Raw genomic sequence first — 21090 nt, 5'->3', positions numbered from 1 at the left:
TTTATTGGGATTGTTTCCCAAACGGATATCGAAGGCGGATTTTGATGCGGGTTATGAAGGCAATCCTGGCCGGTGCGGCCATGGTTTCGGTTTTGGTGGCGACGCCGGTTCTGGCTGCGCAGTGCGGCAACACCTCGGCCGGGTTCGGTGCGTGGGTTGGCGCGTTCAAGCAGGAAGCAGCAGGACGCGGCGTCAGCGCTTCCGTTCTCGACCGCGCTTTCGCCAACGTTTCCTACAATCAGGCGACCATCCGCGCCGATCGCGGCCAGCACAGCTTCAAGCTGTCTTTCGACCAGTTCATGCAGAAGCGTGGCGGTCAGGCGATCATTTCGCGTGGCAAGACCATGAAGAAGAACAACGCCGCGCTTTTCGCCAACATCGAAAGGACATACGGGGTTCCCGCAGGTCCGCTGCTTGCCATCTGGGGCATGGAAACCGGCTTTGGCGGTTTCCTGGGCAACCAGCACACGCTTTCCGCCGTTGCGACGCTTTCCTATGACTGCCGTCGTTCGGAGTACTTCACCGAGCAGCTCTATGCGGCCCTCAAGCTCGTCGGCAGCGGTTCGCTGAACGTCAACGCGAAGGGTGCGGCTCATGGCGAAATCGGCCAGACGCAGTTCCTGCCGGTCAATGTCGTGCGTTACGGCGTAGATTTCGACCGCGACGGTCGAGTCGATCTGGTCGGTTCTCGTGCGGATGCGCTGGCATCGACCGCCAACTTCCTCGTCGGTCACGGCTGGCAGCGCGGTGCAGGTTATCAGCAGGGCCAGCCAAACTTCGCCGCCATTCAGGGCTGGAACGCGGCCAGCGTATACCAGCAGTCGATCGCCTTCATCGGTAAGGCAATCGACGGGCAGTAAGGCTGCTTTCCATCGGCTGAAATTTCGCTTCCGTCATGCCGGGCTTGATCCGGCATCCAGCCACGACGCGTCTGCGCCGTGAAGAGAGTCTTAGGCGATCAAGGACTTGATCGCGCTGTACCCCGGATCAAGTCCGGGGTGACGAGCGTCGAATTTGACTGCAGCAACTACTGCTTCAATCACAGTTCCGGGCGGCGAAAGTCGCCCGTTTTGTTGTCCATGACCCACAGTTCGCCGGTCGAGATGTCGAACCATGCGCCGTGCAGCTTGACCTTGCCGGCGGTTTCCTGCGCCTTGACGAAGGGGAAAGCGCGAAGGTTGGCGATGGAGTTGCGGATGGAGACGCGTTCCAGCGCGGTCTGACGCTCGGAAGGGGTCATGACGTCGTTGTTCTGGATCTGCTCGGCGGCCGATTTGACCATGTTCATCCATTTGCCGATGAAGTCACCGGGCGACAGCGGCTCGAGGTTGGGGTCGAGGGCCGCCTGGATGCCGCCGCAGCGGCCATGGCCCATGACCACGATGTCCTTCACCTTGAGAACCTGCACGGCATATTCGATGGCGGCCGAGGTTGCGTGATACTGGCCGTCCGGCTCGAACGGAGGCACCATGTTGGCAACGTTTCTGACGACGAAGAGTTCGCCCGGTCCGCAGTCGAAAATCGTTTCCGGTGCCGAACGGGAGTCGCAACAGGCAATGAACAGGGTTTGTGGCTTCTGACCGGTTTCCGCCAGAACGCGATATCTTTCGCGCTCGTCGGCGTAACGTCCGCTCATGAAGTTCTTGTAGCCGTTCAGAAGGGTTTCTGGAAAATCTTTCATGATATCGCAGTACCGTTATGCTGGACCGGGAGCGCAGAACGAGCCCGGTGCGTTGAAGACCATCCTCGATGCGCTATTTGCGCTTGCTGCGTGAAGGATGCAAGAGATGACGCGTCTGTATCATTGCCATAGGCGTGGAAAGGCTGGCGGAATCGGTTTCCAGCGTCAATTCGTTCATGTCGCGTTTTTTTGTCCTGGCGAGGATCTCGAACACGCTGGCGGTTGCCAGCTGAAGCGCCTTCTCTTCATCCAGGCCTTCCAGCAGACGAGCAAGAAACAGTGCGGAGATCAGGTCGCCGAGGCCGTTAGGCGCATCCTCGATGGCGCGGTGCTCGGCCAGAAGCGCGTGTTTGCCACTCAGGTAAAGATTGCCGGTGCCGCCTGACATCATCGGCACAGCCGAGGTCACGAGCATCTTCGACGGCCCGAGCGCCAGCGCTGCATCCATGATGGCGTTGTTCGTCTCAAGCTCCGCACCGCTCATCCAAGCAAGCTCGTAGCGGTTCGGCGTCGCGAGCGTCGCCAGCGGGATCAACTCGTCGCGGATTGCCGCGGCCGTTTCTTCGGGAATGTAGAGGCCGCCCTTGTCGCCCATCACCGGATCGCAGGCGTAGATGAGCGCCGGGTTCTTTTCCTTGAGATTGCGGATCAGCCGTGCCGTCGAGCGGACCTGTGCGGCGCTTCCGAAATAGCCGGTCAGCACTGCCTTGACCTCGCCGATCCACTTCGCGTTTTCGAGGTCGGTCATTGCGCTGTCGAAATCGCCGTCCTGAAACCGCATCCGTGTGGAAGGGCCATGACCGGGGTGCCAGGGCATGACGATGGTCGGAACGGCCCATACCGGAAAGCCCAGCGTTTCCAGCGCGAAGACAGCTGCCCGATTGCCGACCGACCCACGCATGACGTGGCTGGAAATCACGATGACAGCGCCTTCAGTATTTTCCTGCATCACGGCCTTGCTTTCAAACGCTTACGGCAGTCGCGACCGCTTTCGCTGCGCGCTGCCCGAAGGATCAAGATGCGCTCTCATGACATATCGCATCGTCAGTTTCCACCGTTAATCCCGCAAGGGTTTGTCCCGTAAAAGCATGGCGGAGACATGTTCTGCCGCTGCCGTCGTATCATGGCGGGCTTTGCACGCTGGCATTGCGGGATTGGCGAAGTGCACTATAGTTCATCCATGCTCGATCTCGTCATCGCCTACTGGCCGCATATTCTCGCCGTCCTTTCGATCCTGATGGGGTCTGTGGCAGCTGTGCATGCCACCATGACGAAGGAGGAAGTCCGCTCCGCACTCGGCTGGGTGGGCGTCATCGTGCTGTCGCCGATCGTCGGAGCGGTGATCTACGCCATTGCCGGCATCAACCGTATCCGCCGGTCGACCATCACGCAGCAGCGGTCGTTCATGCAGGATGAGATCATGGACAGGGTGGCGCAGTTCGATGCCACCGGCCAGATGATCGCCGAACGTTTCGGCCGCCGTTTCGAAGCGATGAAGACGTTGGGCGACCGGGTGACGCGCCATGCGCTGACAACCGGCAACACCATCGAAACGCTCGTGACGGGGGATGCGGCCTACGCGCAGATGCTCGAGGCCATCGAACAGGCGAAACGGTCGGTCATTCTCGAAACATATATTTTCGATAATGACCGGATCGGCGTACGCTTCGTCGCTGCTCTGGAGGCGGCGCAGGCGCGGGGCGTGGAGGTGCGCGTGCTGGTGGATGCTGTCGGTGCGCGCTATTCGGTACCAAGCATTCTGCCGACCTTGCGGGAAAAGGGAATTCAGTCGGCCGTCTTCAACGGCAATGTCATCATGGGGCTCCGGCTGCCTTACGCGAACCTGCGTACGCACCGCAAGATACTGGTCATCGATGGCAGCATAGCCTTCAGCGGCGGCATGAATATCCGCGAGGGGTTTACCGCCGAATTCGCCGGCGAACATCAGGCCCATGACCGGCATTTCAGGATCACCGGGCCGGTCGTTGCGGATTTCTTCTCCATCGCTGCCGAAGACTGGCGTTTTACCACCGGCGAACAGCTCGACGTTCCCATGTGGGATCCCGCCATACCGTCGAGCGTGCCGGGTTCTCAGCTCGTTGCCCGTGTTTCCTCATCCGGGCCCGACAGGAGCATAGAAACGAACCACAAGATGCTGATGGGCGCCTTTTCCATCGCACGATCGTCCATTCTCATCATGTCGCCGTATTTTCTCCCGGATCGGGAGCTTATCTCGGCAATCGTAACGGCAGCGAGGCGGGGCGTTCTGGTGGATATCATTGTCCCGAAGAGTAACAATCTCGTCCTTGTGGACAGGGCCATGACGGCGCAGTTCGACCAGATGCTGAAGAACTATTGCCGCATCTGGCGGGCGACAGGCGCCTTCAACCATTCCAAGCTCGTGGTGATCGATGATTGCTGGAGTTATGTGGGGTCTTCGAACTTCGATCCGCGGTCGTTGCGCCTGAACTTCGAGATCGATCTTGAAGTGATGGACAGGAATTTTGCGGGCGAGACGGCGCGCTATATCAGGCAGGTGCGCGACGATGCCGCACCGGTGCGACTGGCCGAACTTATGGCGCGGCCGTTCGTTGTCCGTCTGGGGGAGCGTGTTCTCTGGCTCGCCTCGCCCTATCTGTGATCGGAAAGACAGAAGCATGAAACGAGACGATATGCGGGACCAGGACGAGGTGAAGGTGGCGAAAAGTGCCGGTTTGCCGGCTTTCGTCATCAGGTCCCTGCGCGAACGCAAGAAACGGCTGATACCGTCATCCGCTGAAAAGAGCCATGCCTTTCCCGTCATCGCCTCCTACAACGTCCACAAATGCGTCGGGCGGGATCGCAAGTTTGATCCGGATCGCACGGGTCGCGTCATTCAGGAAATCGGTGCCGACATCATCGCGTTGCAGGAAGCCGACAGCCGGTTCGGGGAACGGACCGGCCTTCTCGACCTTGCCCGCCTAGAGCGCGAAAGCGGCCTTGTGCCCGTGCCTGTTCAGGCCGGTGTGAAGGCGCACGGCTGGCACGGCAATGTCGTTCTCTTCCGGGAAGGCGCGGTTCGCGATGTCCACACGCTGAAGCTGCCGGGACTGGAGCCGCGTGGTGCTCTGGTCGTGGAACTCGATCTGAAACACGGTGGCACTTTACGTGTCATCGCGGCGCATTTCGGCCTTCTGCGCCACTCGCGTGCGCGTCAGGCACAGGCGCTGATCGGGCTGCTGGCGGAACGCGACGAATGCCCGACGGTTCTGATGGGGGATCTCAATGAGTGGCGGCTCGGGAACGGCTCGTCCCTGAACACCCTGCGGGATGCATTCGGCGTGCTGCCGCCTGCGGTTCCGAGTTTTCCGTCGAGCCTGCCGGTTCTGGCGCTTGACCGTATCATTGCCAATCGCGCCGGGCTGGTGGAGCAGGTCGAGGCGCATGACAGCGCGCTTGCACGTATCGCATCGGATCACCTGCCGTTGAAAGCCGCCATCCGGACTGATCTGCTGGCGGGCTGACGCCTGCCAAGCAAGCCTTGAGCGGCTCTTCTGCGTGGCGAAATCCGTAAGCTTATGTCAAAGGCTTGGCGCTGGTGTCGCGTCGTTCAGCGAGCGAGCTTCCAGCAATGACTGGCGAATGGCTTCCATCAGCCGGTGCCGGTTGTTTCTGATTTTTCCCTTGTCCAGATTTTGTGCGGAAAGGGCCAGATCCAGTCCCTCATGCATTACGATTGAATAGGCGACAGACGTCGCCCAGCTTTCGTAGTCGTGCTCCATCATGTAGCTCCTGAACCAAATCATTCAGTTCGAATCATTTGCGCGAATCTATCATGAATCCCAAGTATAAAAAAAGTAGTAGAGACGGAACTACATGGTTTGAGGCGGTTATAGTCGCGGTATAGAGTGTTTCTGCCGGAGGCAGGATTCTTTGCTCGATGCTAAGCTGTTGAAATAGATTCCGTTTCAGAAGATCCGGGCAAGCCTCGAAAAAAACACCACGCATCGGGGCGATGCGTGGTGTCTGACAGGCGCGACGATAAAGCCGCGCCAGGCGGTGGCTCTTGGGAGGTCAGCCTGCCTTTTCGAGCCTGTAGTCAGAATTGGCGGGCTCTTCCTGCTTGTGCTGCACCAGCGGGCGATTGCCGGCAAGCTTGCGGATCAGGACGTAGAACACAGGCGTCATGAAGATGCCGAAGAACGTCACGCCGATCATGCCGGAGAACACGGCGACACCCATGGCGGCGCGCATTTCAGCACCCGCACCCGTCGAAATCACCAGCGGCACCACGCCCATGATGAAGGCGAGCGAGGTCATCAGGATCGGGCGAAGGCGCAAACGGCTTGCCTCGATGGCCGCCGCTATCGGCGTCCTGCCCTCGAATTCCAGCTCGCGGGCGAATTCCACGATCAGGATCGCGTTTTTCGCCGATAGTCCCACAAGGACGACGAGACCTATCTGGGTGAAGATGTTGTTGTCACCCCCCGTCAGCCAGACGCCGGTCAGCGCGGCCAGAACGCCCATCGGCACGATCATGATGATGGCGATCGGCAATGTCAGGCTCTCATATTGCGCAGCCAGCACGAGATAGACCAGAAGCAGGGCCAGCGGGAAAACGATGAGGCTCGAATTGCCGGCAAGGATCTGCTGGTAGGTCAGGTCCGTCCACTCGTAATCGATACCCGGAGGCAGCGTTTCAGTGAGGATTTTCTCCATCGCGGCCTGTGCCTGACCGGACGAGAAGCCGGGAGCAGGGCCGCCGTTGATGTCCGCCGCAAGGAAGCCGTTATAGCGGTTCGTACGTTCCGGTCCGGTCGTTGCGTCGACCTTCAGCAGCGTGGAGAGCGGTATCATCTGCCCGGTTGCCGAGCGAACCTTCAGGCGTCCGATGTCTTCCGCATGGGCGCGGAACTGGGCGTCCGCCTGCACCCGCACGCTGTAGGTGCGGCCGAAGGCATTGAAGTCGTTCACGTAGAGCGAACCGAGATAGATCTGCAGCGTCTGGAACACGTCCGTCACCGATACGCCAAGCTGTTCGGCCTTGGCGCGGTCGAGGTCGGCATAAAGCTGCGGCACGTTGATCTGGTAGCTGGAGAAGATGCCAGCCAGTTCCGGTGTCTGGTATGCCTTGGCGATGACCGCCTTGGTTGCCTCGTCGAGCGCCTGATAGCCGTAACCGGCACGGTCCTCGATCTGCAGCTTGAAGCCGCCCGTCGTGCCGAGGCCATTGACCGGCGGCGGCGGGAACATGGCGATGAAGGCGTCCTGAATGCCTGCGAACTTCTGGTTCAGCTGCAGGGCGATGGCGTTGCCGGAAAGCTCCGGTGTCTTGCGCTTTTCAAAATCGTCGAGAACCGCGAACACGATGCCGGAGTTGGAGCCGATGGTGAAGCCGTTGATCGACAGGCCCGGGAAAGCGATGGCGTTGCTGACGCCGGGTGTTTCGAGCGCTATGTCGCTCATGCGCTTGATGACGTCTTCCGTCCGGTCGAGCGTCGCGCCGTCAGGAAGCTGGGCGAAACCGATCAGATATTGCTTGTCCTGTCCCGGAACGAAGCCGCTCGGCACGGTGGAAAACATGCTGTAGGTCGCACCGACAAGAGCGAGATAGACCAGCATGACGAGGCTCTTGCGCGACACCAGGCCGCCGATGCTGCGCGCGTAGCCGTTCGAGGCCGCGCCGAAGACACGGTTGAAGCCGCGGAAGAACCAGCCGAAGATCTTGTCCATGCCACGTGTCAACCAGTCCTTCGGTGCACCGTGCTCCTTCAGCAGCAGGGCCGCAAGGGCAGGTGAAAGCGTCAGCGAGTTGATGGCGGAGATGACCGTCGAAATGGCGATGGTCAGCGCGAACTGCCGGTAGAACTGGCCGGATAGGCCGGAGATGAAGGCAAGCGGCACGAAAACGGCGACCAGAACGAGCGCGATGGCGATGATCGGGCCGGAAACCTCGCGCATGGCCTTGTAGGTGGCGTCACGCGGGGAAAGTCCGTTCTCGATGTTGCGTTCGACATTCTCCACCACGACGATGGCGTCGTCTACCACGATGCCGATGGCCAGCACGAGGCCGAACAACGTCAGCGCGTTGATCGAGAAGCCGAAGGCGTACATGACCGCGAAGGTGCCGATGATCGATACCGGAACGGCGATCAGCGGGATGATAGAGGCGCGCCATGTCTGGAGGAAGAGGATGACGACCAGCACCACGAGGCCAACGGCCTCGAGGAGTGTATCGACCACCTTTTCGATGGAGGAGCGCACGAATTTCGTCGTGTCGTAGACGATTTCGTATTTTACGCCGTCCGGCATTGCCAGCTGCAGGTTGTCCATCGTTGCGCGCACGTTGTCGGCGATTTCGATGGCATTGGAGCCGGGTGCCTGAAGCACGGCGACAGCAACGGCGGGCTGGCCATCAAGAAGAGAGCGCAGGGTGTAGTCGGCGGCGCCAAGCTCGATGCGTGCGACGTCGCGCAGACGGGTGATTTCACCGTTCGCGCCGCTCTTGACGATGATGTTGCCGAATTCCTCCGGCGTCGTCAGGCGGCCCTGTGCGTTGACGTTCAACTGCAGGTCAACACCGTTCGGGCTTGGCGAAGCGCCGATGATGCCGGCTGCGGCCTGCACGTTCTGCTGACGGATCGCATCGGAAACGTCGCTTGCGGCGAGATCGTGTTCGGCCACCTTCTGCGGGTCTAGCCAGACGCGCATGGAATAGTCGCCAGCGCCGAAGACCTGCACCTGCCCGACACCTTCGATGCGGGCCAGACGGTCCTTGACGTTCAGCGTCGCATAGTTGCGCAGATAGGTGATGTCATAGGCGTCCGTCTTGGAGACGAGGTTGACGACCATGATGAAGTCCGGCGAACTCTTGACGGTGGTGATGCCGAGCGCGCGCACTTCCGAGGGAAGGCGCGGTTCGGCCTGCGAAACGCGGTTCTGCACCAGCTGCTGCGCCTTGTCAGGGTCGGTGCCCAGCTTGAAGGTGACTGTCAGCGTCAGCACGCCGTCCGAGGTCGCCTGGCTGCCCATATAGAGCATGCCCTCGACGCCGTTGATCTGTTCTTCGAGCGGCGTGGCGACCGTCTCCGCAATGACCTTCGGGTTTGCACCGGGATAGGTGGCGCGCACCACGACGGAAGGCGGAACGACTTCGGGATATTCGGAGATCGGCAGGGCGCGCATGCCAAGCAGGCCCGCCACCACGATCAGGACCGATAGCACGGCGGCAAACACCGGCCGGTCGACAAAAAATCTGGAGATGTTCATTTCAAAGCCCTCTCCGGGGTGAAAATCTGGAATGCAAAGCCCCGTTCCGGCAGCGTCCCGCTGCCGGCCTCAAGGGCATTTTCTGTTGCGGTGGTGGCGGTTCGCGATAGCGAGCCGCCGTTGTGACTTACTGGGTCGCCGCGACCTTTTCCTCGGTCTGCGGCGCTACGGTTGCACCGGCACGGATACGCTGCAAACCGTTGACGACGATGGTGTCGCCAGCGTTCAGGCCGCTGTCGATGATCCGCTGTCCGTCAGCCGAAGCACCGGGCTTGATCTGGCGATAGCTCACCTTGTTTTGGGCATCGACGATGAAGACGTATTTCTTGTCCTGGTCGGTGCCAATGGCGCGGTCGCTGATGACGATGCGGTTTTCCGGCTTCGGCTCACCCATTCTGACCCGCACGAACTGGCCGGGGATCAGCCTGCCGTCCGGATTTTCGAACACGGCGCGAACGCCGATGGTGCCGCTGGCGGAATCGACCTGATTGTCGATCAGGTGAAGCGTGCCCTTGATCGGCGTGCCTTCATCCGAAAGCGTGCCGATCTCGACAGGGATCTGTTCCAGGGCGGGCAGGGCGCCATCCGTCTTCGGCAGTTCGGCAAGGGCGCGTGCGACAGTGCCTTCGCTGGCATTGAAGCTCGCATAGATCGGGTTGACCGATACCAGCGTCGTCAGCGCGGGCGAGGCCGAACCGGCTGCCACGAGGTTGCCGGCGGTGATCTCGATCTTGCCGACCCTGCCGGAAACCGGTGCACGGATATCGGTGTAACCGAGGTCGAGCTGGGCACTGGTCAAGGCTGCGCGGGCGGCGCGAAGCTGGGCCTCCGCATCCGCAAACGAGCTTTGCCGCTGGTCCAGATCGCTCTGGGAGATCGTGCGGTTATCGGAAAGCCTGCGGCCGCGGTCGAGTTCGGTCTTTGCCAGGCCGACCTTGGCTTCGGCGGAGGCGACCTGCGCTTCGGCACCGGCAACAGCGGCCTCGAACGGCGCTTTGTCGATGGTGAAGAGCGCATCACCCTCCTTGACGAGTGCGCCTTCGCGGAAGTGCACGGCCTTGATCTGGCCGGCAACGCGGGAGCGGATCTGCACACGGTCGACGGCTTCGAGGCGGCCGGAGAATTCTTCCCAGCGCATGATGTTGCGGCTTTCGACGGTCGCAACCGTCACCGGCACCGCCGGGGGAGCTTCCGGTGTGGATGCGGCGGTTGCGTCACGGCTGGTGGGCAGATCGAAAAACAGGGCTGCGGCTGCAACAGAGACAGCAAGGCCTATACCGGCGCCCGTAAGGGCCCGGCGCTTCGTGTTCAGCGTCATGGGTTTCTCCTTGGCTCGAACTCAGAGCCGATCAAATCTTGAACAAATACGCTTCAGTGTCGCAAATCCTGAACGAAGCTCGTGAATTCCGAACAGACGGACGAAACCCATCTGCCTCCCTGTCCACTGTAAAGCCCCGTCCAGCCGGTTTCCGCCGGGAAAACATGGCTCCGGACGCTGACGCCCGAGGCAACAAGTCTTTCCGCATAACCGATGGTTTCGTCGCGGAGGGGGTCGTCCTCCGCGGTGAATATCAGTGCAGGTGCAACGCGGTTCAGGCGTGTGCACTGGCATGGCGCGGCGTAGGGGTGAAAAAAGCCGCATGCCTTGGCAAGGTAGTGGCTCCATCCATCCGCCCATCGCTGGCGCATGCCGATCTTGTCCGCGTCGCGAAAGGATTCCGTCGTCATCATCGGGTCGATCATCGGCGACAGAAGTATCTGGCCGGCAAGCTTGCCGGGCATCCGGTCCCGCGCTTTCAGCGCAAGCCCGGCAGCGACGTTGCCCCCGGCCTCCTCGCCGGCGACGAACAGCAGCGATTTCGCGCTGCCGTAATGTTTGAGGTCCCTGCTGACCTGATCGAGCGCTTCGAAGGCGTAGTCGATCACCAGCGGGAACTCGTTGCCCGAAGGCTTGCTGTAGTCCGCTTCCACCACCACGGCGCCGCTTTCGGCCAGTGCCTTTGCGACCGGAAGTTCCGGTCGATCGGCATCGGCTTCAAGAAACGAGCCGCCTCGCAGATACAGCACCACCGGCGGGGTGCGGCACAGATTGGCGCTTTCATAGCGTCGTGCAGGAAGGGGTTCTCTGGCCGCCTGGCCGCACCCTAATATTTCCCATCGCGCCGTCATGAGCCAATCCCTGGATCCGTCATAAAACTCGTTACGCGACTGGATCCTGTTGCAAAACTTGAAATGCATATTATTGTTCGGTGCAGAACGATCAAGTGTGCCTGATTGAATTCACTATTCCAAAATTACGAATAATAGAGCGTCTGCGAGATTTTATGGATCAACTTTCAGCCATGCGCGTCTTCACGCGCGTTGTGGAAACGGGCAATTTCAGCCGTGCTGCAACGGCGCTGAACATGCCCAAGACAACTGTGACCAACATGGTGCAGGCGCTGGAATCGCATTTGCGAACCACGCTTCTGAATCGCACCACGCGCCGGGTGATGCTGACGACGGACGGGGCGCTGTATTATGAGCGCGCGTCACAGATTCTCTCGGAAATTGAAGAACTTGACGGCAGCATGGCGAGTGCGCAGGTGCAGCCTTCCGGCCGGTTGCGGGTGGAGATGGCGGGGGTCTTCGCTGACCTTCTCGTCATTCCGAACCTCTGCGATTTCTACCAGCGTTATCCGCAGATTCGCATCGACCTCGGTGTCGGTGACCGGCTTGTCGATTATCTGGCGGAAAACGTCGACTGTGCCCTCCGGGTAGGTACGCTGCGGGACCAGTCGTTGATTGCCCGAAAAGTGGGCGAACTGAAATTCGAAACCTTCGCGGCACCATTTTACATCGAAAAGTTCGGTATGCCGCAAAATCCGGAGGATCTGGAGACCGATCATTATTCGGTTGGCTATCTCAATGCGACGACCGGTCAGATCATGTCCATGTCGCTGGACAACGGTGTCCGCAGCGTGGAAATCACGCCCCGTTACGTTGTTTCGGTCAATGACAGCCGCACCTATCTCAATGCGGCCCTTGCGGGCATGGGGGTCATCCAGCTGCCTCTCTTCATGGTGAAGGACGCCGTGGAGCGGGGTGATCTGGTGCGGGTGTTTCCGGAGTGGCGCTGCGAGGCGATGCCGATCTATGTCGTCTATCCGCAGACCCGCCACGTTACCAACAAGGTCCGCGTTTTTGTCGACTGGCTGGCGAAACTGGTGCACACCAATCTCTGATAGGGCTATGTCCCCACCTTCTCGGCGACGAAATCAATGAACGCGCGTACGCGGGCGGCCAGATGCTCATGGCCCGCGTAGACGGCGTGGATCACCTCGAGGTCCAGCGGGTTGTAGTTTTCGAGGACCGGCACGAGTTTTCCGGCATCGATATCGGGCTGCACATGGAATTGTCCCATGCGTCCCAGCCCGAAGCCCGCAAGACACAAGCGGTGCATGGCAATGCCGTTGTTGACAGATGCGTTGCCTGAAACGGGCAGCCGGTACACCTCCTCCGAGCCGGGGTTCCTGAACGGCCATTCGTTCAGACTATGGTTGAAGTTGAAGCTGAAGCAGTTGTGCCGGACAAGATCCTGCGGCGTTTCCGGCGCACCGTACTTTTCGATATAGGCGGGAGAGGCGACGATCATCCGGCGCACCTCCAGCAGCTTTCTCGCCTTGAGGGAGGAATCCTCCATCGCGCCGGAGCGTATCGCGATGTCTGTGCGTTCCTCGATCAGGCTGATGACGCCATCCGTCAGCGAGATGTCCAGTTCCACCTCCGGATACAGCGCCAGGAACTCGGGGGCGAGGGGCAGCAGATATCGTTCACCGAAGCCAAGCGTCGTATTGACGCGCAGCAGCCCGCGCGGCACCACCTTGCCGCCGCTTGCGACGATCTGCTCCGTCTCCCTTATGTCGGCCAGAATGCGCCTTGCCCGGGCAAGATAGATTTCGCCCTCCGGTGTCAGCGTTACGAGGCGGGTGGAACGCAGCAGCAGGCGTGTGCCCAGCCGGTCTTCGATGCGGGTGACGAGCTTGCTGACCGCTGAGGGAGACAGCCTGAGCCTGCGTCCCGCTGCGGAAAAGCTCCCCAGTTCGGCCGCTGTCACAAAGACTTCCATTTCTCCTGCCCGGTTATCCACGGTCGCCTCATCTATGAACTAAATTCAAAGGCATTTATCCATTAGTACAGCTTATCAAGCAAGTTCTCTTCCCCCATATTGCGCTCATCCATTGTTCCAACAGACAGCTCGCCTGTCTCCAGCGCTCTCGACATCGGTCGAGGGAAGGGTTTCGTCATGCCTCTGGCCATATTTGCCCTGACGATCGCGGCCTATGCGATCGGCACCACCGAGTTCGTGATTGTCGGCCTTCTGCCGACGGTCGCGACCGATCTCAACATAACCCTGCCGCTCGCCGGCCTTATCGTCAGCGTCTACGCGCTCGGTGTTACCTTCGGGGCTCCGATCCTGACGGCGCTGACCGGCCGGATCGAAAGAAAGCCGTTGCTGCTTGGCCTCATGGCCCTGTTCATCATCGGCAATTCGTTGGCGGCGCTGGCGTCCGGCTACGAGTTCCTGCTCGTCGCCCGTGTTCTGGCCGCCTTCGCCCACGGCGTCTTCTTCTCGGTCGGCTCGACCATTGCCGCCGATCTGGTGCCGGAAAACCGTCGGGCATCCGCAATCGCCATGATGTTCATGGGGTTGACGGTCGCCATCGTCACCGGCGTGCCGCTCGGCACCTATATCGGTCAGGTCTTCGGCTGGCGCGCCACCTTCTGGGCCGTCTCCGGGCTTGGTGTCATCGCGTTCGTCGGCATCGCCGCCCTGTTGCCGAACACGATCAGGAAAGCCGCGCCTGCGAGCCTTCTCGATCAGGTCCGCGTGCTCGGTTCCGGCCGGCTGCTGATCGTCTTTGCCATGACGGCGCTCGGTTACGGCGGCACGTTCGTTGCCTTCACCTTCCTCGCACCGATCCTGCAGCAGGTCACCGGCTTTTCGGAAAAGAGTGTCAGCCTGATCCTGGTGCTGTACGGCATCGCCATTGCGGCGGGCAATATCGGCGGCGGCAAGATCGCCAACCATAATCCGGTCAAGGCGCTGATCGGGCTGTTTCTGGCACAGGCCATCGTGCTTCTGGTGTTTTCCTTCACCGCCGTCTCGCCGATCCTGACGCTCATCACGCTGGTGGGTCTCGGCTTCCTGTCCTTCGCCAATGTTCCCGGCCTGCAGCTCTATGTCGTGCAGCTCGCCAAGGAGCACCGTCCCGGTGCCGTCGATGTCGCCTCGGCGCTCAACATTGCCGCCTTCAACCTCGGCATTGCCATCGGCGCCTGGCTCGGCGGTCTGGTGGTGGAATCGCCACTTGGCCTCGGTGCGACACCCTGGGTCGGTGCGATCCTCGTTGCAGTCGCCCTCGTCCTTACCCTGTGGAGCAGCGCGCTTGACCGCCGCGCCACGCCGGTCCTGAAAGCCGCCTGATCTGCAATCCTTTTCATTCCCAAGCAAGGAGAAACCCATGCACACCGTTACCGCCAATGGCGCCACAATTCCTGCGCTCGGCTTCGGAACCTTCCGCATTCCCGGTCCGGATGTCCTGCGTATCGTGCCGCATGCGCTGAAAGCCGGTTTCCGCCATATCGATACCGCGCAGATCTACGGCAACGAAGCAGAGGTCGGTGAGGCGATCGCCGGTTCCGGCATCGCCCGTGGCGATATCTTCCTGACCACGAAGGTCTGGGTGGAAAACTACAGGCACGATTCCTTCCTCGCATCCGTCGATGAGAGCCTGAAGAAGCTGAGAACCGATCATGTCGACCTTCTTTTGCTGCACTGGCCGAACGAGGCCGTTCCGCTTGCCGAACAGATCGGCGCGCTGAACGCGGTGCACGAGGCGGGCAAAGTCCGGCATATCGGCGTCTCCAACTTCACCACCGCGCTGATGACTGACGCCGTTGCGCTTTCCAAGGCGCCGATCGTCACCAATCAGATCGAATATCATCCCTATCTCGATCAGGATTTTGTGATTACTGCTGCCCGTAAGGCTGGCATGTCGATCACCGGTTATTTTGGCATGGCGGATGGCAAGGTGTTTGCCGATCCGGTTCTGAAGGATATCGCCGCCCGCCACGGGAAATCTGTGGCGCAGGTGGTGCTGCGCTGGCTGGTGCAGCAGGAGGGTGTCATCGCGCTCTCGAAGACGGTGACGGAAGCCCGCGTGACGGAAAATACCGCCATTTTCGATTTCGCTCTTCCGGCCGACGACATGGCGGCAATTCACTCTCTTGCCAGAGCGGATGGCCGGATCGTGTCTCCGGATGGCCTCGCGCCCGTCTGGGACAAGGCCGCCTGATAGCGGAATAGGGGGAGGGGTGTTGCATCCCTCCCTCGTCGCTGTACGGCAGGACACGATGCGGAGAAATGGAGCGCAGTAAGCAATGCACACATCGTTTCCAACGATGCTATTCTCACTGATATCAATAACTTGTTGTCTTTGAGAATTTGGAGCGGGCGAAGGGATTTGAACCCTCGACCCCAACCTTGGCAAGGTTGTGCTCTACCCCTGAGCTACACCCGCTCATAAGCCATCGGTCCGGGGTAGTGAGCTGAACCGTGGGTCGCTGTCTTGCGGCGACGGGTGCTATATCGCTCAATCGATTCTGGAATGCAACACTTTCTTTTGCAGTTTTACAGGAAATTCTCTTCCTTTCGAATTCCTGGGGATTTGCAGCCTAGCGCCTCGAAGAGGTGAGAAATCACCCATTTACATTTGGTTAAAATCTGATTCGACAAGTGATTCGTTCAGGTGTACAAATTTTTCTGTCCACGAAAATCAACAAAAACGCGTGAAGCGATACCTGGCATGTCATCGGGAGGATGAGCCTTGTCGTATGCTGCTTTTCAAAGAGTTGGCGCGCAATTGTCGCCAGAGCAGATTACCGATCTGCAGAACATTTTCGACGGCGTATGTTTCGAGTGCCTTGAAGATCGTAGCAGTCATGTTGCCAACGAATGCGCGGCGGTTCTTATCCGCAGCGCCCAGCGTGGTATTCTCGATCACGAGATGCTGCGGGATATTGGTATTGCCGTGTTGCGTCGGCATTGACGGTGAACGGTAGTCTCAAGTCAGTCTGTTCAGGGTAGAGCAGATTTCCTGCTTTTGCCTGCCTGATGTCTGTTAAAAGCGCCCGGCTTGTCCGGGCGCTTTGCTTTTCGAGTATCAGTTCTTTTCCTGCACATGGGCTTCGAGGAACCACAGCGCCTTGTCGAGATCGCGCGAGGCGGCGGTGAAGATGTCGGCCGTCGTCGGATCGCCTGCCTCATCGGAGTCATCGATTGCCTTGCGGATCATGTTGGCCACATCGCCATAGCGATCGATCAATGCGCCGAGGTGGTCGTGGATTGCGTAGATATCTGTCGGGTAGGCTTTGAGCGCGGTTGCGGACGAAACGGACTGCAAACTGCCGAGCGCGGTGCCGCCCAGCTGCACGACGCGTTCTGCAATGGTATCGCCGTGGTCGTCGAGCTGGGCGCGGAAGGTGTCGAGAAGCTCGTGCACGGCGATGAACTGCGGGCCTTTCAGGTTCCAGTGCGCCTGCTTCGTCGCCAGTGCGAGATCGATGACGGAGGCGAGGGAGTCGTTCAAAATACCGATAACGGTTGCTTTCGCGTTGGAAGGCAGATCGTTTTTCGTCTTGTGCGTCTTCATCAATATCTCCTGAAATGTGCGGACGGAATGCCGCTCTGGAAAATGCCGATTGCTAAACGTTCGGACAAGCTGACCTGTTCCAGTCAGACATGAAACATCAGGCGTAAAACAGGCAGATGCGCCGGCCGTCCAGTTCCTTCACGCCGATGTCCATGTCGTAGATTTCGCGCAGGACGTCCGGGCGGATGATGTCGTCGATGCTTCCGTGGCGGCAGATGCGGCCATCGCGCATGGCGATGATGTTGTCCGAATACCAGGAGGCGAAATTGATGTCGTGCAGCACCAGCACGACGGTCTTCTTCAGGTCGTCCGCCGCCTGGCGCATGATCTTCATCATGCTGGAGGCGTGCTTCATGTCGAGATTGTTGAGCGGCTCATCCAGCAGAACGTAATCCGTATCCTGACACAGGACCATGGCGACGAAGGCGCGCTGTCGCTGTCCGCCGGAAAGCTCGTCGAGAAAACGGTCAGCGAGCGTCTCCAGATGCAGATATTCGAGCGCCCGGTCGATGTGGGTCTTGTCCTCCATCGTCGGACGGCCCTTCGAGTAGGGATACCGTCCGAAACCGACGAGATCGCGAACCGTCAGCCGTGATGAGATGTGGTTGTCCTGCCGCAGGATGGAGAGGCGGCGGGCCAGCGTGTCGGAGGCGGTTGTCGTCACGTCCAGCCCGTCCACGGTCACGGTTCCCTTGTCCATCGACATCAGTCTGGCGACTATGGAGAGCAGCGTGGATTTGCCGGCGCCGTTCGGGCCGATGATGGAGGTCACGCCGCCCGCCGGAATGGAAAGGGAGACGTCGTTGATGACGAGCGTGTCGCCATAGGCTTTGCTGACCGCATTTGCGATGATCATCGCGCACCCCGCTTGAGAATAAGTCCGATGAAGACGATACCGCCGACAAATTCGATGATGATGGACAGCGCCGTATCGAAGGAAAACAGCCGTTCCAGCACGACCTGTCCGCCGACAAGGCAGATGATGGCGATGAGGATCGCGGCTGGCAGTGTATAGGCGTGTTTGCCGTTGCCGGTCAGATAGTGCGTCAGCGCCGTGACCAGAAGGCCGAAGAACATCACCGGACCGACAAGCGCCGTCGACACGGCGACCAGCACGGATACCAGTACCAGAATGATCGTGACGGTTCGTTTGTAATCCACGCCGAGGCTGATGGCCGTTGCGCGGCCGAGCGACAGCACATCGAACGTGTGCATAAGCCTGAGGCCGACCACCGTCACGCCGCCGACGATGGCGGCAGAAACGGCGAGCAGCGTCGAGTCGATGGAGTTGAAGCTGGCAAAGAGCGTATCCTGCAACACCGCGAATTCGTTGGGATCGAGTACCCGTTGCATGAAGCCAGAAAGGCTTCTGAAAAACACGCCGAAGACGATACCGACCAGCACCAGCAGGTGCAGGCTGCGTTCGGCGCCCACGAACAGCCAACGGTAGAGCAGGGCCGAGAAGGTCACAAGCAGGATGGTTTCACCGACAAACTTCAGTTGCGGGTCGATCATAACGACCGTGGCGGAGCCGAAAACGAAGATCAGCGCCGTCTGGACCAGCACATAGAGCGAATCGAAACCCATGACGGATGGCGTGAGGATGCGATTGTTCGTCACCGTCTGGAACAGCACGGTGGAAACGGCGATCGCGTAGGCGACCAGCACCAGCGACAAAAGCTTGATGCCGCGGAATTTCAGCACGAAAGCCCAGCTTCCCTTTGCGCCGAGCGTCATGAAGGCGACTGCCGAAACGAGGGCCAGCACCAGAAGCACGATCAGCACGAGCTTCGGCCGTGTGTCGGGGTTTCTCTCACGCATGGCGGCGCTTCCGAAGCAGGAGGTAGAGGAACAGGCCGCTGCCGATGACGCCGACCACCGTGCCGATGGGGATCTCATAAGGGGCGCGCACCGTTCTGCCGATGATGTCGCAGGCCAGCACGAAGATCGCACCAAGCGTCGCGACCCATGGAACGGACCGGCGCATGTTGTCGCCGATCATCAGGCTGACGACATTGGGCACGATCAGCCCGAGGAACGGGATCATGCCCACGGTTACCACCACGACGGCGCTGACGAGGGATACGATGGTCAGTCCCAGCGCCATGACACGGCGATAGTTCAGGCCGAGATTGGTGGTGAAGTCGCGCCCCATGCCCGCAACCGTGAAACGGTCGGCGGCAAGATAGGCGGCGATGGCGAAGAGGAAGCCGATCCACAACAGTTCGTAGCGGCCGCGCAGCACGCCGGAGAAGTCGCCGGTCATCCACGCGCCCAGCGATTGCAGCAGGTCGAAGCGGTAAGCGAAGAAGGTGGCGATGGCGGAGATGACGCCGCCCAGCATGATGCCGATCAATGGTACCAGCAGCACGTCGCGCAGCGGAACCTGTCTCAGTATCCGCAGGAAAAGCGCGGTTCCTGCCAGCGCGAAGGCGGCGGCCACCAGCATCTTGCCGAAGACCGGCGTGCCGGGCGCCAGCATGGTCACGACCAGCAGGCCGAGGCTTGCCGATTCCGTGGTACCTGCCGTCGTCGGTTCCACGAAGCGGTTGCGCACCAGCATCTGCATGATCAGCCCAGCAATCGCCATGGAGCTTCCGGCGAGGATCAGCGCGAGCGTGCGCGGAATGCGGCTCGCCAGCAGCACCAGCGTGGCGCGGGCTTCCGTTTCCGATGACGTCAGCGCCGTGATCGACATGTTGCTCACGCCGACGAAGAGGCTGGTGACGGCAAGGCCGAATGCGGCGAGAAGGGCGAGCGCCAGATATTTCAAAGCATGTCCCTGATAAACGGGCGGCTCCAGCCGGAAAGCCGGCTGGAGCCTGTGGTCTGAATGTTTCGTTCAGTTTACTTCTTGGCAGAAACCGCCGTGTAGACCTGATCCATCAGCGTCGTCAACGCGGTGTAGCCGCTGGAAACGATGTAGGCTGCCTGCGGGTCGAGATAGACGATGTGACCGTTCTTCCAGGCTTTCGTCTGGTGTACCAGTTCGTTGTCGAGAACCTGCTTGGCGGCATTGCCGTCCTTGCTCTGGCCGACGCCCGCGTCACGGTCGATCACGAACAGCCAGTCCGGGTTCTTTTCCAGGAGGTATTCGAAGGACACGACATCGCCGCCGTGGAAACGGTCGTCGATGTTTTCTTCAACCGTCCTGAAACCGATTTCGCGGTGCAGCCAGCCAACACGCGAGTTGGGGCCGTAGGCGCCGATCTTGCCGGCATTGGTGACGAGGATCATCGCCGTACCGGCTTCCGGTGCCAGCGCCTTCAGGCGAGCGGCCTTCTCGTCGATTGAGGCGTCGAGCTTCTTGGCCTCTTCCTGCTTGCCGAAGATGTCGCCGAGTTTGGTGACGTTCGCCTTCACGCTGTTGATGAAATCCTTGGAATCCACCGACATGTCGATGGCAGGGGTGATTTTCGAAACATCAGGATATTTGGCGCGCGAACGGCCGCCAACGATCACCAGATCGGCTTCCGCCGCATTGATCGCCTCATAGTCGGGCTCAAACAGCGTGCCGACCTTGAGATATTTGTCGTCAGCGTATTTTTTCAGGTAGCTCGGCAGGTTGGAGCTCAGCACGCCAGCCGGTTCGTACCCGAGCGCATCCAGCGTATCGAGCGAGGGAACATCCAGAACCAGAACCTTCTTCGGTGCCGCTTTCAGAACCGTCTCGCCCTGTGCGTGCTTGATGGTGATGTCTTCGGCATATGCCTGTGCGGTCAGCGTACCGATGCTGAAGGCGGCGGCTGCCAGCAGCCGAACGGGGAAGGCAAAATTGATGGTCACGGCAGTTTCCCTTGCAAACATAGCACCGCACGGATGGACCGCGCCGATGTTAACCTGATTTCAAAAATCAGCTTTATTGCCACAGGGCCGGGAAATCAAAAAAATCTTTTAGAATGATTCTGAATTGCTGTGAGCGGAAAAGGGGTGCCAGAAGTTCGAACCGTCGCGGATGTCATCCTCGGGATTGATCCGAGGATCCATTCCTCCTGCTGCTGTGGATTCTCGCCTCAAGGGCGAGGATGACGTCGCGTGTGAAGAAAAATCAGCGGGCGATTTCCTGCATCGTCCGTGTAGCGGCTACTATACGATCTGCCTTCTCGCACCAGCTTGTCACTTCCGCTCACTGCGGAGGCCAGTCGCCGATGATCTCGCGGTTTTCCAGAAGCAGGGAACGGTCCGGCTGGAGGCGATATATTTCCACTGCAAGGCGTCCGTCGCCCATGACGAACTCGTGCTTTAAGGTGCTGCCGATGGGTGATTTCGTCAGCTTGGTGCGGGGTTGCCCGCCATAGGTTATGCTTCCGGGAATGGGTTCGACCGGTGCCGCGGTGGTGCAGCCGGCAATCGCAAGCATCGTCAGCATGGCTATCGTGCGCATGTCATCCTCCTTCGCCTGATCCGGAGTTTACATTGCCTGAAAGGTTTTCGCGCTGATAAATTCGTGCCGCGCATCAACAAAAA

The 21090-nt window shown here is 60.0% G+C and carries 20 protein-coding genes and 1 tRNA gene; 7 read left to right on the top strand and 14 right to left on the bottom strand.

Features of this window, described 5'->3' with window-relative positions; translation table 11 throughout:
- The first annotated feature begins 44 nt into the window (after positions 1-44).
- Positions 45-860 (top strand): lytic transglycosylase domain-containing protein, encoded by an 816-nt coding sequence (locus N7578_RS20615; RefSeq protein WP_311112084.1) that lies wholly within the window; start codon positions 45-47, stop codon positions 858-860.
- A gap of 179 nt (positions 861-1039) precedes the next feature.
- Here N7578_RS20615 and N7578_RS20610 read toward each other — a convergent pair whose 3' ends face one another.
- Positions 1040-1681 (bottom strand): carbonic anhydrase, encoded by a 642-nt coding sequence (locus tag N7578_RS20610; RefSeq protein WP_311112083.1) that lies wholly within the window; start codon positions 1679-1681, stop codon positions 1040-1042.
- A gap of 73 nt (positions 1682-1754) precedes the next feature.
- Complete coding sequence (gene pdxY, locus N7578_RS20605; protein WP_311112082.1) at positions 1755-2630, bottom strand: pyridoxal kinase PdxY; 876 nt, start codon at positions 2628-2630, stop codon at positions 1755-1757.
- A 231-nt stretch (positions 2631-2861) separates the two neighbouring features.
- On the opposite strand from pdxY, the gene N7578_RS20600 reads away from it, so the two are divergent.
- Both N7578_RS20600 and N7578_RS20595 read left to right on the top strand, forming a co-directional pair.
- On the top strand, positions 2862-4322 hold the full coding sequence (locus N7578_RS20600) for a phospholipase D-like domain-containing protein (protein ID WP_311112575.1): 1461 nt from the start codon (positions 2862-2864) through the stop codon (positions 4320-4322).
- Between the two features lie 16 nt (positions 4323-4338).
- Entirely contained in the window at positions 4339-5184 is an 846-nt protein-coding gene (locus N7578_RS20595) for an endonuclease/exonuclease/phosphatase family protein (RefSeq protein WP_311112081.1), read from the top strand.
- Positions 5185-5241: 57 nt separating this feature from the next.
- Here N7578_RS20595 and N7578_RS20590 read toward each other — a convergent pair whose 3' ends face one another.
- The 4 genes from N7578_RS20590 to N7578_RS20575 form a co-directional block, all read right to left on the bottom strand.
- Positions 5242-5445 carry a hypothetical protein gene (locus N7578_RS20590; protein WP_311112574.1) on the bottom strand — a complete coding sequence of 68 codons (204 nt, stop codon included), beginning with the start codon at positions 5443-5445 and terminating at the stop codon, positions 5242-5244.
- Between the two features lie 289 nt (positions 5446-5734).
- Positions 5735-8929, bottom strand: a complete 3195-nt coding sequence (locus tag N7578_RS20585; RefSeq protein ID WP_311112080.1) for a multidrug efflux RND transporter permease subunit — start codon at positions 8927-8929, stop codon at positions 5735-5737.
- Positions 8930-9056: 127 nt separating this feature from the next.
- Positions 9057-10247 carry an efflux RND transporter periplasmic adaptor subunit gene (locus N7578_RS20580; protein WP_311112079.1) on the bottom strand — a complete coding sequence of 397 codons (1191 nt, stop codon included), beginning with the start codon at positions 10245-10247 and terminating at the stop codon, positions 9057-9059.
- A gap of 53 nt (positions 10248-10300) precedes the next feature.
- Positions 10301-11098 carry an alpha/beta hydrolase gene (locus N7578_RS20575; RefSeq protein ID WP_311112078.1) on the bottom strand — a complete coding sequence of 266 codons (798 nt, stop codon included), beginning with the start codon at positions 11096-11098 and terminating at the stop codon, positions 10301-10303.
- A gap of 155 nt (positions 11099-11253) precedes the next feature.
- On the opposite strand from N7578_RS20575, the gene N7578_RS20570 reads away from it, so the two are divergent.
- Positions 11254-12153, top strand: coding sequence for a LysR family transcriptional regulator (locus N7578_RS20570; RefSeq protein ID WP_311112077.1), 900 nt, complete (start codon positions 11254-11256; stop codon positions 12151-12153).
- Positions 12154-12158: 5 nt separating this feature from the next.
- Here the strand turns inward: N7578_RS20570 and N7578_RS20565 are convergent, their stop codons facing one another.
- Positions 12159-13058 carry a LysR family transcriptional regulator gene (locus N7578_RS20565; protein ID WP_311112076.1) on the bottom strand — a complete coding sequence of 300 codons (900 nt, stop codon included), beginning with the start codon at positions 13056-13058 and terminating at the stop codon, positions 12159-12161.
- A gap of 156 nt (positions 13059-13214) precedes the next feature.
- Between N7578_RS20565 and N7578_RS20560 the strand changes: the two genes are divergently transcribed.
- Positions 13215-14396, top strand: a complete 1182-nt coding sequence (locus tag N7578_RS20560) for an MFS transporter (RefSeq protein ID WP_311112075.1) — start codon at positions 13215-13217, stop codon at positions 14394-14396.
- A gap of 37 nt (positions 14397-14433) precedes the next feature.
- The gene (locus N7578_RS20555; RefSeq protein WP_311112074.1) at positions 14434-15267 is read left to right on the top strand and encodes an aldo/keto reductase; all 834 of its coding nucleotides are present in this window, start codon (positions 14434-14436) and stop codon (positions 15265-15267) included.
- A gap of 150 nt (positions 15268-15417) precedes the next feature.
- Here N7578_RS20555 and N7578_RS20550 read toward each other — a convergent pair.
- Positions 15418-15492 (bottom strand) — tRNA-Gly (locus N7578_RS20550).
- Between the two features lie 306 nt (positions 15493-15798).
- Here N7578_RS20550 and N7578_RS20545 point away from each other — a divergent pair.
- Positions 15799-16020: a hypothetical protein gene (locus N7578_RS20545; RefSeq protein WP_311112073.1), complete on the top strand. Its 222-nt coding sequence runs from the start codon at positions 15799-15801 to the stop codon at positions 16018-16020.
- A gap of 114 nt (positions 16021-16134) precedes the next feature.
- Here N7578_RS20545 and dps read toward each other — a convergent pair whose 3' ends face one another.
- From dps to N7578_RS20515, 6 genes are all read right to left on the bottom strand, one after another.
- Positions 16135-16623, bottom strand: coding sequence for a DNA starvation/stationary phase protection protein Dps (gene dps / locus N7578_RS20540; RefSeq protein ID WP_311112072.1), 489 nt, complete (start codon positions 16621-16623; stop codon positions 16135-16137).
- Between the two features lie 97 nt (positions 16624-16720).
- Positions 16721-17479: an ABC transporter ATP-binding protein gene (locus N7578_RS20535; protein ID WP_311112071.1), complete on the bottom strand. Its 759-nt coding sequence runs from the start codon at positions 17477-17479 to the stop codon at positions 16721-16723.
- Positions 17476-18444: an iron chelate uptake ABC transporter family permease subunit gene (locus N7578_RS20530; protein WP_311112070.1), complete on the bottom strand. Its 969-nt coding sequence runs from the start codon at positions 18442-18444 to the stop codon at positions 17476-17478. Before N7578_RS20530 ends, N7578_RS20535 begins: the two co-directional genes overlap by 4 nt.
- Complete coding sequence (locus N7578_RS20525; RefSeq protein ID WP_311112069.1) at positions 18437-19396, bottom strand: ABC transporter permease; 960 nt, start codon at positions 19394-19396, stop codon at positions 18437-18439. The genes N7578_RS20530 and N7578_RS20525 overlap by 8 nt, the downstream gene beginning before the upstream one ends.
- A gap of 74 nt (positions 19397-19470) precedes the next feature.
- On the bottom strand, positions 19471-20409 hold the full coding sequence (locus N7578_RS20520; protein ID WP_311112068.1) for a siderophore ABC transporter substrate-binding protein: 939 nt from the start codon (positions 20407-20409) through the stop codon (positions 19471-19473).
- 340 nt (positions 20410-20749) lie between these two features.
- Positions 20750-21007 carry a hypothetical protein gene (locus N7578_RS20515; RefSeq protein WP_311112067.1) on the bottom strand — a complete coding sequence of 86 codons (258 nt, stop codon included), beginning with the start codon at positions 21005-21007 and terminating at the stop codon, positions 20750-20752.
- Positions 21008-21090 lie beyond the last annotated feature (83 nt).

Origin of the sequence: Agrobacterium tumefaciens (genome assembly GCF_031801495.1) — a bacterium.
GTDB lineage: Bacteria > Pseudomonadota > Alphaproteobacteria > Rhizobiales > Rhizobiaceae > Agrobacterium > Agrobacterium tumefaciens_K.
Note: the sequence above shows the minus strand (reverse complement) of the source record. Positions and strands in the feature narration are given on the sequence as shown.

What these genes read in the sequence shown, in the direction of transcription:
- N7578_RS20615 (WP_311112084.1), top strand. Translation starts at nt 45, where the DNA reads ATGCGGGTTATGAAGGCAATCCTGGCCGGTGCGGCCATGGTTTCGGTT.
- N7578_RS20610 (WP_311112083.1), bottom strand. Translation starts at nt 1,681, where the DNA reads ATGAAAGATTTTCCAGAAACCCTTCTGAACGGCTACAAGAACTTCATG.
- pdxY (WP_311112082.1), bottom strand. Translation starts at nt 2,630, where the DNA reads ATGCAGGAAAATACTGAAGGCGCTGTCATCGTGATTTCCAGCCACGTC.
- N7578_RS20600 (WP_311112575.1), top strand. Translation starts at nt 2,862, where the DNA reads ATGCTCGATCTCGTCATCGCCTACTGGCCGCATATTCTCGCCGTCCTT.
- N7578_RS20595 (WP_311112081.1), top strand. Translation starts at nt 4,339, where the DNA reads ATGAAACGAGACGATATGCGGGACCAGGACGAGGTGAAGGTGGCGAAA.
- N7578_RS20590 (WP_311112574.1), bottom strand. Translation starts at nt 5,445, where the DNA reads ATGATGGAGCACGACTACGAAAGCTGGGCGACGTCTGTCGCCTATTCA.
- N7578_RS20585 (WP_311112080.1), bottom strand. Translation starts at nt 8,929, where the DNA reads ATGAACATCTCCAGATTTTTTGTCGACCGGCCGGTGTTTGCCGCCGTG.
- N7578_RS20580 (WP_311112079.1), bottom strand. Translation starts at nt 10,247, where the DNA reads ATGACGCTGAACACGAAGCGCCGGGCCCTTACGGGCGCCGGTATAGGC.
- N7578_RS20575 (WP_311112078.1), bottom strand. Translation starts at nt 11,098, where the DNA reads ATGACGGCGCGATGGGAAATATTAGGGTGCGGCCAGGCGGCCAGAGAA.
- N7578_RS20570 (WP_311112077.1), top strand. Translation starts at nt 11,254, where the DNA reads ATGGATCAACTTTCAGCCATGCGCGTCTTCACGCGCGTTGTGGAAACG.
- N7578_RS20560 (WP_311112075.1), top strand. Translation starts at nt 13,215, where the DNA reads ATGCCTCTGGCCATATTTGCCCTGACGATCGCGGCCTATGCGATCGGC.
- N7578_RS20555 (WP_311112074.1), top strand. Translation starts at nt 14,434, where the DNA reads ATGCACACCGTTACCGCCAATGGCGCCACAATTCCTGCGCTCGGCTTC.
- dps (WP_311112072.1), bottom strand. Translation starts at nt 16,623, where the DNA reads ATGAAGACGCACAAGACGAAAAACGATCTGCCTTCCAACGCGAAAGCA.
- N7578_RS20535 (WP_311112071.1), bottom strand. Translation starts at nt 17,479, where the DNA reads ATGATCATCGCAAATGCGGTCAGCAAAGCCTATGGCGACACGCTCGTC.
- N7578_RS20530 (WP_311112070.1), bottom strand. Translation starts at nt 18,444, where the DNA reads ATGCGTGAGAGAAACCCCGACACACGGCCGAAGCTCGTGCTGATCGTG.
- N7578_RS20515 (WP_311112067.1), bottom strand. Translation starts at nt 21,007, where the DNA reads ATGCGCACGATAGCCATGCTGACGATGCTTGCGATTGCCGGCTGCACC.